Annotated in this window: 15 protein-coding genes; 7 read left to right on the plus strand and 8 right to left on the minus strand. The window is 72.0% G+C overall.

What is annotated here, in order from left to right; all coding sequences use genetic code 11:
• Positions 1-142 precede the first annotated feature (142 nt).
• The 3 genes from HHX31_RS13485 to HHX31_RS13495 are packed head-to-tail and all read left to right on the plus strand — an operon-like array spanning position 143 to position 2,804.
• Entirely contained in the window at positions 143-1,066 is a 924-nt protein-coding gene (locus HHX31_RS13485; RefSeq protein WP_311931767.1) for a sulfotransferase, read from the plus strand.
• Positions 1,063-1,986, plus strand: a complete 924-nt coding sequence (locus tag HHX31_RS13490) for a glycosyltransferase family 2 protein (RefSeq protein WP_169948590.1) — start codon at positions 1,063-1,065, stop codon at positions 1,984-1,986. Before HHX31_RS13485 ends, HHX31_RS13490 begins: the two co-directional genes overlap by 4 nt.
• Positions 1,986-2,804 (plus strand): WecB/TagA/CpsF family glycosyltransferase, encoded by an 819-nt coding sequence (locus HHX31_RS13495; RefSeq protein ID WP_169948591.1) that lies wholly within the window; start codon positions 1,986-1,988, stop codon positions 2,802-2,804. The genes HHX31_RS13490 and HHX31_RS13495 overlap by 1 nt, the downstream gene beginning before the upstream one ends.
• A gap of 10 nt (positions 2,805-2,814) precedes the next feature.
• On the opposite strand, the gene HHX31_RS13500 is transcribed toward HHX31_RS13495, so the two are convergent.
• Positions 2,815-3,189 (minus strand): DoxX family protein, encoded by a 375-nt coding sequence (locus tag HHX31_RS13500; RefSeq protein ID WP_169948592.1) that lies wholly within the window; start codon positions 3,187-3,189, stop codon positions 2,815-2,817.
• Positions 3,190-3,501: 312 nt separating this feature from the next.
• On the opposite strand from HHX31_RS13500, the gene HHX31_RS13505 reads away from it, so the two are divergent.
• The 3 genes from HHX31_RS13505 to HHX31_RS13515 are packed head-to-tail and all read left to right on the plus strand — an operon-like array spanning position 3,502 to position 5,737.
• Positions 3,502-4,122 (plus strand): dihydrofolate reductase family protein, encoded by a 621-nt coding sequence (locus tag HHX31_RS13505; RefSeq protein WP_169948593.1) that lies wholly within the window; start codon positions 3,502-3,504, stop codon positions 4,120-4,122.
• Between the two features lie 53 nt (positions 4,123-4,175).
• Complete coding sequence (locus tag HHX31_RS13510; RefSeq protein WP_169948594.1) at positions 4,176-4,499, plus strand: YciI family protein; 324 nt, start codon at positions 4,176-4,178, stop codon at positions 4,497-4,499.
• Complete coding sequence (locus HHX31_RS13515; RefSeq protein WP_169948595.1) at positions 4,496-5,737, plus strand: RNA polymerase sigma factor; 1,242 nt, start codon at positions 4,496-4,498, stop codon at positions 5,735-5,737. The genes HHX31_RS13510 and HHX31_RS13515 overlap by 4 nt, the downstream gene beginning before the upstream one ends.
• Before the next feature lie 82 nt (positions 5,738-5,819).
• Here HHX31_RS13515 and HHX31_RS13520 read toward each other — a convergent pair whose 3' ends face one another.
• From HHX31_RS13520 to HHX31_RS13540, 5 genes are all read right to left on the minus strand, one after another.
• On the minus strand, positions 5,820-7,064 hold the full coding sequence (locus tag HHX31_RS13520; protein WP_169948596.1) for an RNA polymerase sigma factor: 1,245 nt from the start codon (positions 7,062-7,064) through the stop codon (positions 5,820-5,822).
• Positions 7,061-7,375 (minus strand): YciI family protein, encoded by a 315-nt coding sequence (locus tag HHX31_RS13525; RefSeq protein ID WP_169948597.1) that lies wholly within the window; start codon positions 7,373-7,375, stop codon positions 7,061-7,063. Before HHX31_RS13525 ends, HHX31_RS13520 begins: the two co-directional genes overlap by 4 nt.
• 151 nt (positions 7,376-7,526) lie before the next feature.
• Positions 7,527-8,372 carry a bifunctional 5,10-methylenetetrahydrofolate dehydrogenase/5,10-methenyltetrahydrofolate cyclohydrolase gene (locus HHX31_RS35640; protein WP_169948598.1) on the minus strand — a complete coding sequence of 282 codons (846 nt, stop codon included), beginning with the start codon at positions 8,370-8,372 and terminating at the stop codon, positions 7,527-7,529.
• Complete coding sequence (locus HHX31_RS13535; RefSeq protein WP_169948599.1) at positions 8,369-8,989, minus strand: cyclodeaminase/cyclohydrolase family protein; 621 nt, start codon at positions 8,987-8,989, stop codon at positions 8,369-8,371. The genes HHX31_RS35640 and HHX31_RS13535 overlap by 4 nt, the downstream gene beginning before the upstream one ends.
• Before the next feature lie 139 nt (positions 8,990-9,128).
• Entirely contained in the window at positions 9,129-10,082 is a 954-nt protein-coding gene (locus HHX31_RS13540) for an EamA family transporter (RefSeq protein ID WP_311931768.1), read from the minus strand.
• Positions 10,083-10,179: 97 nt separating this feature from the next.
• On the opposite strand from HHX31_RS13540, the gene HHX31_RS13545 reads away from it, so the two are divergent.
• Positions 10,180-10,680, plus strand: coding sequence for a MarR family winged helix-turn-helix transcriptional regulator (locus tag HHX31_RS13545; RefSeq protein WP_169948600.1), 501 nt, complete (start codon positions 10,180-10,182; stop codon positions 10,678-10,680).
• A gap of 56 nt (positions 10,681-10,736) precedes the next feature.
• Here the strand turns inward: HHX31_RS13545 and HHX31_RS13550 are convergent, their stop codons facing one another.
• On the minus strand, positions 10,737-11,483 hold the full coding sequence (locus HHX31_RS13550) for a hypothetical protein (protein ID WP_311931769.1): 747 nt from the start codon (positions 11,481-11,483) through the stop codon (positions 10,737-10,739).
• A gap of 73 nt (positions 11,484-11,556) precedes the next feature.
• Positions 11,557-12,639: a hypothetical protein gene (locus HHX31_RS13555; RefSeq protein WP_169948602.1), complete on the minus strand. Its 1,083-nt coding sequence runs from the start codon at positions 12,637-12,639 to the stop codon at positions 11,557-11,559.
• Positions 12,640-12,662 lie beyond the last annotated feature (23 nt).

Genomic DNA, 12,662 nt, shown 5'->3' on the forward strand with positions numbered 1-12,662 from the left:
ATGACGGGCGGCGCCGCCCGCGCCCGGCCCCCGGGCCGCACCCGCAAGGGGTCGCCCGCAGTAGATCCTTTGGCGATTGGCAGCCATCCGATTACTCTCCGCGCTAGTGTCGTCGCGTTTCGCACTCATCCGTGGAGGGCACGTGGCCGACACTCAGCCAGTGATCTTCGTGGGCGGCCTGGGACGCAGCGGCAGCACCCTGCTCGAACGTCTCCTCGGCGAGGTGCCAGGGGTGGCGCCACTCGGTGAGGTCGTCCACCTGTGGGATCGCGGCGTACGCGCCGACGAGCCCTGCGGCTGCGGGCAGCGGTTCTCCCAGTGCCCGTTCTGGACGAAGGTGGGCGCCCGGGCGTTCGGGCAGTGGCGGCAGAGCCAGGCGGGCTGGCTGCCCGGCCTGCGCGCCCGTGTCGACAGAACCCGCCGCCTGCCCTTCCTCGCCCTCGGGCTCGCGAGCCGTGAGGCCGAACTGGCCGAGTACGTCCGGTCGTACTCCCGCATCTACGCGGCGGCGGCCGGGATCGCCGACGCCCGGGTCGTCGTCGACTCCAGCAAGCACGCCTCCCTGGCGTACTGCCTGGCGGCGATCATGGAGCTGCGGGTCGTCCAGGTGGTGCGCGACCCTCGCGCGGTGGCCGCGTCGTGGCGGCGCAGGGTGCGCAGGCCCGAGGACGGGCGGCCGATGACCCGCTGGACGCCCGCGCGCACGGCCGTCCACTGGCTGGCCCAGAACCTCGCCTTCGAGGTGCTGCGCCGCAAGGGCGTGCAGGTCGTCCGGGTGCGTCACGAGGACCTGGTGCGCGACCCCCGCACGACCCTGGCGCGCCTGGCCGCGCGGCTCGGACTCCCCGACGGCGGCCTCGACTTCCTGGACGACCGCGAGGCGCTGCTCGGGGTCGCGCACACCGTCTCAGGCAACCCGATGCGCTTCTCCGTCGGCCCGGTCGCGCTCAGGGACCGCCCCGCGCCCCTGCCGCGCACCCAGCGGTGGCTCGTCACCGCGCTCACCCTTCCGCTGCTCCTCTTCTACGGGTACGGCCTCGCCTACCGCAGGGGAGCCCGGCGGTGAGGCCGTCCGTCGGCGTCGTCATCCCCACCCGGGGTGACCGGCCGGACCTGCTCGTCGCCGCGCTGACCGGGGTGCTCGCCCAGGACTACGCCGGGCGGGTCGACGTGGCGGTCGTGGCCGACGGCGTCCCCGCCGTCCTGGTCGCCCGGCAGGTGGCCGGCGTCGCCGGCGAGGGGCCCGCCGGAGCAGTCCGTAGCGTCCGCGTGCTGGACAACCGGAGCGTCAGCGGCCTGCCGGGCGCGCGGAACACCGGGATCTCCGTGCTCGGCACGGACCTCGTCGGCTTCTGCGACGACGACGACCTCTGGCTGCCCGGCAAGCTGACCGCCCAGGTCGCCGCCCTCGCGGAGGAGCCCGCCGCCGGCTTCGCGAGCTGCGCCGTAGAGGTCGAGTACGGCGACCGCCGGATGCCGCGGCTGGCCGGCACGGGCAGGGTCACCCACAGGCAGCTCACCCGCTCGCGAATGATGATGGTGCACTCCTCGACGTTCCTGTTCCGCCGGGGCTGGGCCTGGGTGGACGAGAGCGCTCCTGGCGGGCAGAACGAAGACTGGGACCTCGCGCTGCGGGCCGCCCTGCGGCATCCGATCGTGCACGTCGACCGGCCGCTCGTGCGGGTGCGCTGGGGCTCCTCGCACTACTCGGGACGCTGGGCCGACCGCATCGCGGGCCTTGAGTGGATGCTCGCCCGGCATCCCGGCCTGGCCGCCGAGCCACGGGGCGCGGCCCGCGTCTACGGGCAGCTCGCCTTCTGCCACGCCGCCCTGGGCCGGCGTCGCGAGGCCGCCCGCTGGTCGCTGCGCGCCTTCTCCGCGCGGCCGGGCGAGCCGCGCGCGGCGGTGGCACTGGCGGTCGCCGGAGGGCTGGTCAGCCCGCGCGCCGTGCTGCACGTCCTGCACCTCCGCGGGCACGGCATCTGATGGCCGACAGCCCCGCCCCCACGGCGGAACCGGCGCGGGCCCGGGCCGACAGGGTCCGCGTGGGCGCGGTGCGGCTCGACCCGCTCACCGAGGCGCAGGTGGTCGCGCACGTCATGGCCGCCCTGGAGCGCGGCGTGGGCGGTCACATCGTCACCCCGAACGTGGACATCTGCCGCGCCGCCGCCCGCGACCCGTCGCTCCGGGCGCTGGTCGACGCGGCCGAGATCGCCGTCGCCGACGGCATGCCGCTGGTCTGGGCGTCGCGGCTGCTCGGGCGCCCGCTGCCGGAACGGGTCACGGGAGCCGACCTGATCTGGTCGCTGACCGGGGCCGCCGCCGCCAGGGGCATGCCCGTCTACCTCATCGGGGGTCCGCCCGGCGTCGCGGAGGCCGCGCGCGACGCGCTGCGCGAGCGGCATCCCGGCCTGGTCGTGGCGGGCGTCCACGCCCCGCCGTACGGGTTCGAGACCAGTGCGGCGGCGATGGCGGAGCTGCGGGCGCGGCTCGTCGCCGCGCGGCCCCGCCTGGTCTTCGCCGGGCTCGGCTTCCCCCGGCAGGACCGGCTCATCGCGGCGCTCCGGGCCGACCTGCCCGACACCTGGTTCGTGGGGTGCGGCGCGGCCATCGCGTTCGCCGCCGGGTCCGTGCGCCGCGCCCCGGGATGGATGGGCGACCACGGGCTGGAATGGCTGTTCCGCCTGCTCGGCGAACCCCGGCGGCTCGCCCGCCGCTACCTCGTCGACGACCTCCCTTTCGCCCTGCGCCTCCTGTCGGGCGCCCTGCTGCGCAGGGCCTTCGGGCCGCGAAGCAAGGGGTAGGAAGCAGAGGTCAGAAGGCGTACGGACCGAAGCGGCCCCAGGCGACCACGGCGGCCAGCACCAGGAGCACCAGGTTGACGACGATGACCTGGGATTCCGCGCGGCGGGCGTGGACGACGACCGCCCCGGCCATGATCAGGACGATGCCGAGCGCGGCGAGCGGCGTCAGGACCGGGGCGATGCCCGTGGCGGCGGGCAGGACGAGGCCGAAGGCGACCAGCACCTCGAGAGCACCGATGCCCTTGACCGCGCCCGCGGAGAAGTTCTCGGTCCAGGCCATGCCGGACGCGGCCAGCCTGTCCTTCGGCTGGGCGAGTTTCATCACCCCGGCGACGAGGAAGGCGAGGGTGAGCAGGCCGGCGATGGCCCAAAGGACGACGTTCATGGGGAGTCCGTTCTTGCGGCAACAGGGCGAAATGTAGCGGATGGGCGAGCCGTGGCCATCGCCGCGGATCGCTGTCACGCCTGTCTCGATGCCGCCGGCGTCCAGGGTTCGTGTCCGGCGCCGGAGACGCCGAATCTTCCGTCCACGGCACGACGCCGCCATGACCACCCCATGAGGGGTGAGCTCGGCGACCGGCGTCCCGTAAAGGTTCTTCGAAGAAATCCGGGAGGCGGTGTCGGATTAGGGCGGTGGTGTTCGTAGCAGGGGTGAGCCGTCCACGAGGGACGGCGCCAAGGCAGAGGAACCGCGATCATGAAGCTGACGACCATGACTCAGGTCACCGTCGACGGGGTGATGCAGGGAAACGGCGCCGCGTCGGATGACCGCAGGAACGGATTCGAGCGCGGCGGATGGGCCCTGGGCAAGGGCGACGACGAGACCCACGCGTTCATCAAGCAGACCTACCAGCGCGCCGAGGCGTTTCTGTTCGGCCGGCGCACCTACGAGCTGTTCGCCGGCTCGTGGGGGTCCTCGACCGTCCAGGATGTCCCGGGCTGGGAGCCCGTCCTGCGGGCGTTGAACACACGGCCCAAGTACGTGGCGTCGGCCACGATCACAGATCCGGCATGGTCGGGGACGACCGTCCTGTCCGGAGACGTCGCGGCCGCCGTCCGGGAACTGAAGGCCAAGCCGGGGGGTGAGCTGCAGGTGCACGGCAGTGGCATCCTGAGCCGGTGGCTGCTGGAGAACGATCTGGTCGACGAGATGACTCTGATCACCATCCCGGTGGTCGTCGGCCAGGGCGCGCGGCTGTTCCCCGACGCCGGCCCGGATCTAGCGCTCGACCTGATCGAGTCGCGCGTCGACTCCAAGGGCGTGACGATCCAGGTCTACCGGCCGGCCGGGCGCCCGCAGTATGCGCCGACGGCGTGAAGTCCCTGACCACCGAACCACTCTGTCTTGACACCACAGGAGGCGATCTTCAGATGCGGTACCTGGTTTCCGTGATCGATGACAAGAGCAATCCCGGCAGCACGGACAGGCAGCCTGCCATCAGCGCGTTCAACGAACGACTGATCGCCGAGGGCTACTGGGTCTTCGCGGGCGGACTCGCGGACACCGACGCAGCCACGGTCATCGACAACCGGGGCGAGGAGGCGGTGTTCAGCGACGGGCCTTTCGTGGAGTCGAAGGAGTACCTCGCCGGCGTCTGGGTGTGGGAGGCCCCCGATCTGGATGTGGCGCTCAAGCTCGCCACCGAGGCGTCGAAGATCTGCGATCGGAAGATCGAGGTGCGGCCGTTCCTGTGAACGACGTCGACGTCCGCGACGCGATCACCCGGGCCCACCACGAGGAGTGGGCCCGGGTGGTCGCCTCTCTGACCAGGCGCTTCGGTGACCTCGACATCGCAGAGGAGGCGGCCGCCGAGGCGTTCGCGACCGCCGTTCAGCGGTGGCCGGCAGACGGCGTGCCCCCCAACCCGGGCGCCTGGCTGACCACCACCGCCAACCGCCACGCCATCGACCGGATCCGGCGGGAGAACAAACGCGACGACAAGCACAGGAAGGCTCAGATGTCATACGACGATGACCCGCCCGAGGCTGTTGGCGCCGTCGACGACGACCGGCTCCGGCTGATCTTCACCTGCTGTCACCCGGCATTGGCGATGGAGACCCGCGTGGCGCTGACGCTGCGCATGGTCGCCGGCCTGACCATGCCCGAGATCGCCCGCGCCTTCCTGGTGGCCGAGAGCGCCATGGGGCAGCGGATCACCCGCGCGAAGGCCAAGATCAAGGCGGCCCGCATCCCCTATCGGGTGCCGTCGGCGGAGGATCTTCCGGCGCGCGTTTCCGGGGTCCTCGCCGTCCTCTACCTCGTCTTCAACGAGGGCTACCTGGCCACCGGCCCCGGCACCGATCCCGTACGGCACGAGCTGACCGCCGAGGCGATCCGGCTCACTCGCCTGATCCGCGCGCTCCTGCCACAGGACGGTGAGGTGGCCGGGCTGCTGGCGCTGATGCTTCTGACCGAGGCCCGCCGCCCCGCCCGGGTCTCGGCCGACGGCGAACTGGTCGCTCTCGACGAGCAGGACCGTGGGGCCTGGGACGCGGCGCTGATCGCCGAGGGTCACCGGCTGGTGCGCGAGCGCCTGGCCGCTGCCGCCGCCGGGGCGGCTCCGGGTCGCTACCAGATTCTCGCGGCGATCAACGCCGTGCACACCTCCGCCCGCGACATGCGCGACACCGACTGGTCGCAGGTCCTCGCCCTCTACGACCAGCTCGTCCGCCTCGACCCCTCGCCGATCACCGCACTCAACCGGGCCATCGCGGTGGCCGAGCTCGACGGCCCGGAGGTGGCACTGGCGGCTGTCGGCCGTCTTGAGCCCAGGTTGGCCGGTTATCACGCCTACCACGCCACCCGCGCCGACCTGCTGCGCCGGCTGGGCCGCGGCCGGGAGTCGCGCGCGGCCTACGACAGAGCCATCGAACTGGCCGGCAACACCGCCGAGACCGCCTACCTGACCCGCCGCCGCGACCAACTGCGGTAGCGCCCACGGACGCTCGCACGGGAAGTCCGGTGGTGTTCCGCTGCTCGCCCGCACCATGGCCGCCGCATGACCGCGCCACCTGTCAGGTTCCATTGGTCTCGGCGAGCCTGCGGGTGAGATAGCGGCGCTCCGCGTCCGTCGGCGCGAGTGCCAGGGCCTCCTCGTAGGACTGCGCGGCCTCCGCCGTACGGCCCAGCCGGCGCAGCAGGTCCGCACGGGTCGCGGCGAGCAGGTGGTGCCCGGCCAGCCGGCCGTCGGCTCGCAGCGTGTCGACGAGCCGCAGACCGGCGAGGGGACCGTCCGCCATCGCCACGGCCACCGCCCGGTTCAACTCGACCACCGGGGACGGCGCCAGCCGGGCCAGCCGCGCGTACAGCCCGGCGATCTGCGGCCAGTCGGTGTCGTCCGGGTCGAGGGCGGTGGCGTGGCAGGCGGCGATGGCCGCCTGCACCTGGTACGGCCCGGAGCGGCGGCGCGCCAGCGCGTCGTCCAGCAGACGCAGCCCCTCCTCGATCTCGTCGTGATCCCACTTCGCGCGGTCCTGGAACTCCAACGTGACGATGTCGCCCGCCGCGTCGAACCGGGCCGCGCGCCGTGAGTCCTGCAGCAGCATGAGCGCGAGCAGCCCGAGCGCCTCGGGCTCGTCCGGCATGAGCCCGGCGAGCACCCGGGCGAGCCTGATGGCCTCGGCCGCCAGTTCCGGCCGGGCGGGGCTCGGCCCGCCGCTGGCCGAGTATCCCTCGGTGAACAGGACGTACAGCACGCCGAGCACACCCGCCGTACGCTCGGCCAGGAGATGCGCGGGCGGCACCCGGTAGGGGATGCCCGCGTTGCGGATCTTCCGCTTGGCCCTGACCAGCCGCTGCGCCATGGTCGCCTCGGGCACTATGAACGCGGCGGCGATCTCGGCCGTGGTCAGCCCCGCGAGCGTACGGAGCGTGAGGGCGACCTGCGCCTCCAGCGGCAGAGCCGGGTGGCAGCAAGTGAACATCAGGCGCAGCCGGTCGTCGGGCACGTGATCCTCCTCGGCGGGCTCCGGATCGGGGTCGGCCGGCGCCGACGCCAGTGCGCGCAGCCGCGCCTCCTCGGTGGCGCCGCGGCGGAACCGGTCCAGCGCCCGGTTGCGGGCGGCCGTGGTGAGCCACGCCCCGGGACGGCGCGGCACGCCGTCCCGGGGCCAGCGGGCGAGCGCCTGGGCGAACGCGTCCTGGGCGCACTCCTCGGCCAGGTCCCAATCGCCGGTCAGCCGGATGAGCGTGGCGACGACGCGGCCCCACTCCTCGCGGAACGCCTCCTCGACGACCCGGGTGACGTCGGCGTCGCTCATTCCGGCCAGAACGGCCTCACCTCGATCGCGCCGAACGACGCCACGGGATGCTTCGAGGCGATCTCGATGGCCTCGTCCAGGTCGGCGCAATCGATGATGTCGAATCCGGCGATCTGCTCCTTGGTCTCGGCGAACGGCCCCTGGGTCACCAGTCCGCCTCGCACCGTCGTGGCGTCGTCGGCGGCGCACAGGCGATGCCCGTCGATGCGTACGCCTCGGCGCTCGGTCTCCTCGACCCACGGCTCGGGGTCGGCCTGCTCGGGGCTGACCTCGATCGACTCATCGACACAGACCAACAGTAGGTACTTCATCGGTTCTCTCCTCCGGTGCGCGGCGGCCGCCTCGCGGGGCCGCTCTCCTCTACGACGCGGAAGAGTCACGAAATCGACAGCCGGTGCCGCCCGAATCTCGAAAACCTGTCGGCCGTACGGGGGCGCCCGGCGCGGGCGGGAGGGGGACGTGTCAGCCGCGTTCGGCGGATCGGACGGTGTGCCGCAGCAGCAACGCGGTGGTGACCGGGCCCACCCCGCCGGGCACGGGGGTGAGCGCCCCCGCCTTCTCCGCGACCGCGATGGCGTCGACGTCGCCGACCAGGCCGCCGTCCTCGGTGGGGTTGGTGCCGACGTCCACGACGACCGCCCCCGTACGCACGTGCTCGGCCGTGATCAGCCCGGGGCGGCCGGCCGCCGCCACGACCACGTCGGCCACGGCGGTGACCGCGGCGAGGTCGCGCGTGCGGGAGTGGCAGACCGTCACGGTGGCGTTCCTGTCCAGCAGGAGATGGGCGACGGGCTTGCCGACCACCGTGGACCGGCCGACCACGGCGACGTGCAGGCCGGCCAGGTCGACGCCGTGGTGGTCGAGGATCGCCACGATCGCCTCGGCGGTCGCCGGAGCGAACGCGGGCAGGCCCGCAGCCAGGCGGCCCAGCGACAGCGGGTTGGCGCCGTCGACGTCCTTCCCGACCGTGATCGCGCCGGCCAGGTCCTCCAGCTTCGCTCCCCGAGGCAGCGGGGTCTGGAGGATGACGCCGTGGACGGTGTCGTCGGCGCTCAGCTCCGCGAGCCGGTCGCGGATCCGGCCGGGGTCGGCCTCCGCGCCGAGGCCGACGATGTCGCAGGCGATGCCGGCCTTCTCGGCGGCACGTGCGATCGAGCGCACGTACCAGGCGCTGGACTCGTCCGCGTTCGCCACGACGACCGCGAGCTTCGGCGGCCTGCCGGCCGCGGCGAGCGCGGCGGCCCGCTCGGCGGCCTCGGCCCGGACGGTGGCGGCGAGCTCCTTGCCGGAGAGCACCTGGGCGCTCACCTGGCGATCTCCGTACGGACCGCGGCGGTGACCCGTTCGGCCCGCGCGGCCACGTCGTCCACGCCTGCCGCCACGGCGGTCAGCTCGGCGCGGGCCCGCTCGTCCTTGATCCCGCCGAGATTGATCTCGATGTTCACCCGGGCGGTGGTCGCCGCGGACCGCGCGGCCTCGGTGGCGGCGGCGATGTCGGAGACGACGTTCCGGTTGCCGACGGGCAGCAGTTCCTCGGCGATGCCGACGGCCCTCCCCGCGACGCCGACGACCTCGGCCGGGACCCTGCCCGCCCCCACCAGCGCCTCGGCGATGGCGGCCGACCGGGCGGCCTTCGCCTCGTCGGTGTCCTTGGGCAGCTTGTACGCCTCGGTGACCGCCGTGAACGCCGCCTCGTCGTCCTCGGCCAGGCGCAGCGCGCTCGACCGCAGTTCGTCGGTCTCGCCGATGATCCGCTCGATCAGGGACGCGTGCCCGGCGTACTTCTCACCGGTGCTGTACCGCGCGACCATGCCCAGCAGCGCAGCGGCCTGGGCGGCCTGCAGGGCCGCGGCGGCGCCTCCGCCCGGGGCGGGGACCCGGTCGGCGAGCCGGGAGAGGAAGTCGCTGATCTTTTCGTCGTGCATCGCGCCCGTCCTCCGGTGGTGACAGCACGGCCCTGAGAAATCCTCCCACGTGCCGCCCGCCGCGCCCGCGCCGCCTTCCCTGTCTCCTGCGCCTCGCGTGTCCTCCGCCTCCTGTGTCCCCTGTCAGCTGTGTCCCCTGTCAGCGGGACGGGCGGGCGTGCTCGGCCGCGGGCGGCTCGGCCGGGGGCCGTACGGGCTCGGGCGGGGCGGCGGGAGTGGTCGGCGACGACGTCTGGCCGAGCAGGGTGCCGCCGAGGGCGAGGACCATGCCGAGCAACTGAATCGGGCTGAGCGCCTGACCGAGGGCGACCCAGCCGATCACGGCGGCGGACACCGGACTCAGCAACGCGAGGAAGGCGACCGACGTGGCGGGCAGGCGGCCGATGCCGCGGAACCAGATCCAGTAGGCGATGGCGGTGCCGAAGAGGCCCAGATAGGCGTAGCCGAGCAGGTTCTCGCCGCTGAGGGCGGGCGGCGCGCCCTCGATGAGCAGGGCGACCGGGACGAGCAGCAGCCCGCCGGCGGCGAGTTGCCATCCGGTGAGGGCGAGCGCGCCCACGCCCTCGGGACGGCCCCAGCGCTTGGTCAGCACGGTCCCCGCCGACATGGAAGCGGTCCCCAGGAGTCCGGCGAGCACCCCGACCATGTCCAGTTGCGCCTCGGCGCGCAGGACGACCAGGCTGACCCCGAGCAGCCCGACGAGCCCGGCGAACACCTTGTGCAGCGTGGGTCGCTCGGCCAGCAGCAGGGCGGCGAGGGCGAGCGCGATCAACGGGCCGGCGGCGCCCAGCACGGCCGCGACGCCGCCCGGCAGCCGGTAGGCCGCGAGGAACAGCAGAGGGAAGAACACGCCGATGTTCAGCGCGCCGAGCACCGCCGCCCGCCAGATCCACACTCCTCGCGGCAGCACGCGGGTGACGGCGAGCAGCACGAGCCCGGCGGGCAACGCCCTGGTCAACGCCGTGAACAGCGGACGGTCGGGCGGGAGGAACTCGGTCGTCACGGCGTAGGTCGAACCCCAGACGAGTGGGGTGAACGCGGTGAGGGCGAGCGTGCCCGGCGCCTGCAGGGAACCACGATCGGCGATTCTCACGGCTGCTCCTCGTTGATAATCTCAGCGTTGAGATAACAGCATGCCGAACAGTTCGACGTCAAATAAACGAACGCTGAGAGACTCCGCGGGAGGCCGGATGGGCGACGCCGTCGACTTGCTGCTGGACCAGTGGCGGCGGGAACGGCCGGACGTCGACCCCTGGCCGATCGGCGTCGTCGGGCGGGTCTCCAGGCTGGCGCGGCTGCTGGACCGTGAGCTCAAGGAGTTCTTCTCGTCGTACGGGCTGGAGCCGTGGGAGTTCGACGTGCTCGCGACCCTGCGCCGATCAGGCGCGCCGTACGAGCTGACGGCGGGAGCCCTGAACAGGGCGGCCATGGTGACCTCCGGCGCGATCACGAACCGCATCGACCGGATGGCGGCCCGAGGTCTGGTCGAACGGATCCCGGATTCCGGCGACCGGCGGTCCGTCCGCGTACGGCTCACCGGCAGCGGCCTCGCGCTCGTGGACCAGGTGCTGGCGCCGCACGTCGCGAACGAGGCGCGGCTGCTGGCGCCGCTGGACCCCGAGGAGCGCGATCACCTGGTGGGCGCGCTGCGCACCCTCCTCGCCTCCCTCGGCGACACCACCCTCGGCTAGCGGGACCGCTGGTTCAGGGTTTGTGGTCGCCCCGTCGGAGGCGTGGGCGGTGCGCTTCAGTCGGGCCGCATTGCCCGCACGAGATCAGCGGCGAGGAGGGACGTCGCCAAGGCGACAGTTTCAGGTTCACCGATGCCCTCTTCCGCGCGTCCCGCCATCCTCGCTCCGAGCGCGTCAGGGCTCGATGCGAACAGTGCAGCTAGGTATTCGACGGCCTGATCGGTGGTCTCGCTGCTGATGGGGTCACCGAGTAGGGCGTCGAAGGCGGCAGCCAGTTGGAGGGTGTCGGTGTCGATCAAGATGCGGTATATGTCGTGTGCGTCCTTGTCGTTGAGCCGGTGCGGAACGGCTACGCGTTCGAAAATCTTGTGGAGCTTGGCCACTAGTAAGGCCGCAGGCCCGGCGACCTTGACCCGATACGACCGGTGGTCGTGCGGGTCAAGCGCGGTGACCTCCATGACCATGTTGTCGATGACGGCGGCTTCGAGACCTCGAGCACGGCGGGCAGCACGCCGATCATGCGGGGGGATACGTGCACCTCGTGTGTTCTTGGTGCCGGATCCTGCGAGAGCTTCGGGCACCATCAGATCGACAGGAATGCCCTCGGAGTTCAGCCACGCGCCGGGCTGCCCACCAAGGGGGTCACGGTAGAACCCCGCACGGCCCATGGACTGCTCCAGAAGGGGCTCGTCCTCCAGCACCCTCGGATCGAGTGCGAGATCGCTGTCTTTGGTCGTTTCGGCCAGCGCCACGGGGCTCCGCACGGTGTGCAGGTAGATGGCCTGCGCGCCGATCACGATCACCGCGTCGCGATGTGCATCCAGAGCGGCCAGAGCATCGAGAAGCGCGGAGCGAGAGCGAACGAGGAGGTCGCCTCTATCTACGCCAGGACGGTTCATTGCGCGTCATCCATTCGACAAGTTCTTCGGCTTCGGCAGGACTGCGCCCAGGACCTGTCATGAGGTCGACGGCGACCTGGGATGGCGCTGCGATCGACAGGCCGGCGGCGTCGACTAGGGCGCGAGCGAAGACGACGTCGATTTCGGGCTCGGCCAACATGACATTCGCCCCGGCATCTGCGGGACGGAGATCCCAAAGCCGTGCGGATCGCTCGGCGTCCGACGTATAGATCATCGCGGAGCGGGCGGGGGCGTAGGGAGCCCACGTAGCGGCGGCCAAGGTCCCGGTCACGGCGTAGCGAACAGAACTCCCCGCTGCCCGTTGCAGGAGATTCGATAGACCTCTCGGTGCTATCCAGCGGGTGACGCGGCTGTTCCGCACGAACCCGTAGTCCTCGCTCCAGCGCCGCAGAAGCGGAACCCAGTCGGGCACGATGACAGCTCCCGAACTGTTTCGCATCGCGAAGCCCTCTGTCTCGAGGAACTCAATCACCCGGTAAGTCGACCCCGTGGAAACGCCCGCGATATCAACCAATTCGCGAATCGCCCATGATCTGTCATGGTCTAGCAGCGCACGTACGACTTTGGCCGCAGGAGCGCCCTTCAGTGTTCCGCGTGGTCTGCCGGGGCCGCGCCATGGGTCGCGGTCAGCGCCTCGGTCCGCTATGTAGAGTCCGGGCCGAGGCGCGGTCAAATGGATGTTGCCTGTCGCGTCGATGTAGGACAGGCCGGCGTTGGAGAGCTGTTCACGTACCGGTGGCGACAGGTATCTGGACACGACAACCCCACGGCTGCCTGGCATGGTTCCTGTGGAGGTGTTCAATCGCTGAAGCAGTGTGGCGGTGTCGCGCCTTTCCACCAGGCGTTTGGCTTCCACCACCAGCACGACCGTGCTTCCATCTGGTGCGGTCACCTCCCAGACTGCGTCGAAGCGGGTATCGGGAACTCTGCCGTGGCTGCGTGACCGGACGTCCCACCCCGGTGGCAACCGGTCTCTGAGGACGGCGATCCCGGCCGTCAGGACTTCAGCCTCGTTCTGAGGCCGCGCCCTCGACTCCATGTGCTCTCCCGCTCTCGTGCAGT

This window comes from Microbispora sp. H11081, assembly GCF_012999535.1.
Taxonomy (GTDB): domain Bacteria; phylum Actinomycetota; class Actinomycetes; order Streptosporangiales; family Streptosporangiaceae; genus Microbispora.

Bases quoted from the DNA above. Each gene is read 5' to 3' on its own strand.
- HHX31_RS13535 (WP_169948599.1), bottom strand. From the start codon at position 8,989: ATGCACGACGAAAAGATCAGCGACTTCCTCTCCCGGCTCGCCGACCGG.
- HHX31_RS13510 (WP_169948594.1), top strand. From the start codon at position 4,176: ATGCGGTACCTGGTTTCCGTGATCGATGACAAGAGCAATCCCGGCAGC.
- HHX31_RS13525 (WP_169948597.1), bottom strand. From the start codon at position 7,375: ATGAAGTACCTACTGTTGGTCTGTGTCGATGAGTCGATCGAGGTCAGC.
- HHX31_RS13500 (WP_169948592.1), bottom strand. From the start codon at position 3,189: ATGAACGTCGTCCTTTGGGCCATCGCCGGCCTGCTCACCCTCGCCTTC.
- HHX31_RS13505 (WP_169948593.1), top strand. From the start codon at position 3,502: ATGAAGCTGACGACCATGACTCAGGTCACCGTCGACGGGGTGATGCAG.
- HHX31_RS13495 (WP_169948591.1), top strand. From the start codon at position 1,986: ATGGCCGACAGCCCCGCCCCCACGGCGGAACCGGCGCGGGCCCGGGCC.
- HHX31_RS13520 (WP_169948596.1), bottom strand. From the start codon at position 7,064: ATGAGCGACGCCGACGTCACCCGGGTCGTCGAGGAGGCGTTCCGCGAG.
- HHX31_RS13555 (WP_169948602.1), bottom strand. From the start codon at position 12,639: ATGGAGTCGAGGGCGCGGCCTCAGAACGAGGCTGAAGTCCTGACGGCC.
- HHX31_RS13545 (WP_169948600.1), top strand. From the start codon at position 10,180: ATGGGCGACGCCGTCGACTTGCTGCTGGACCAGTGGCGGCGGGAACGG.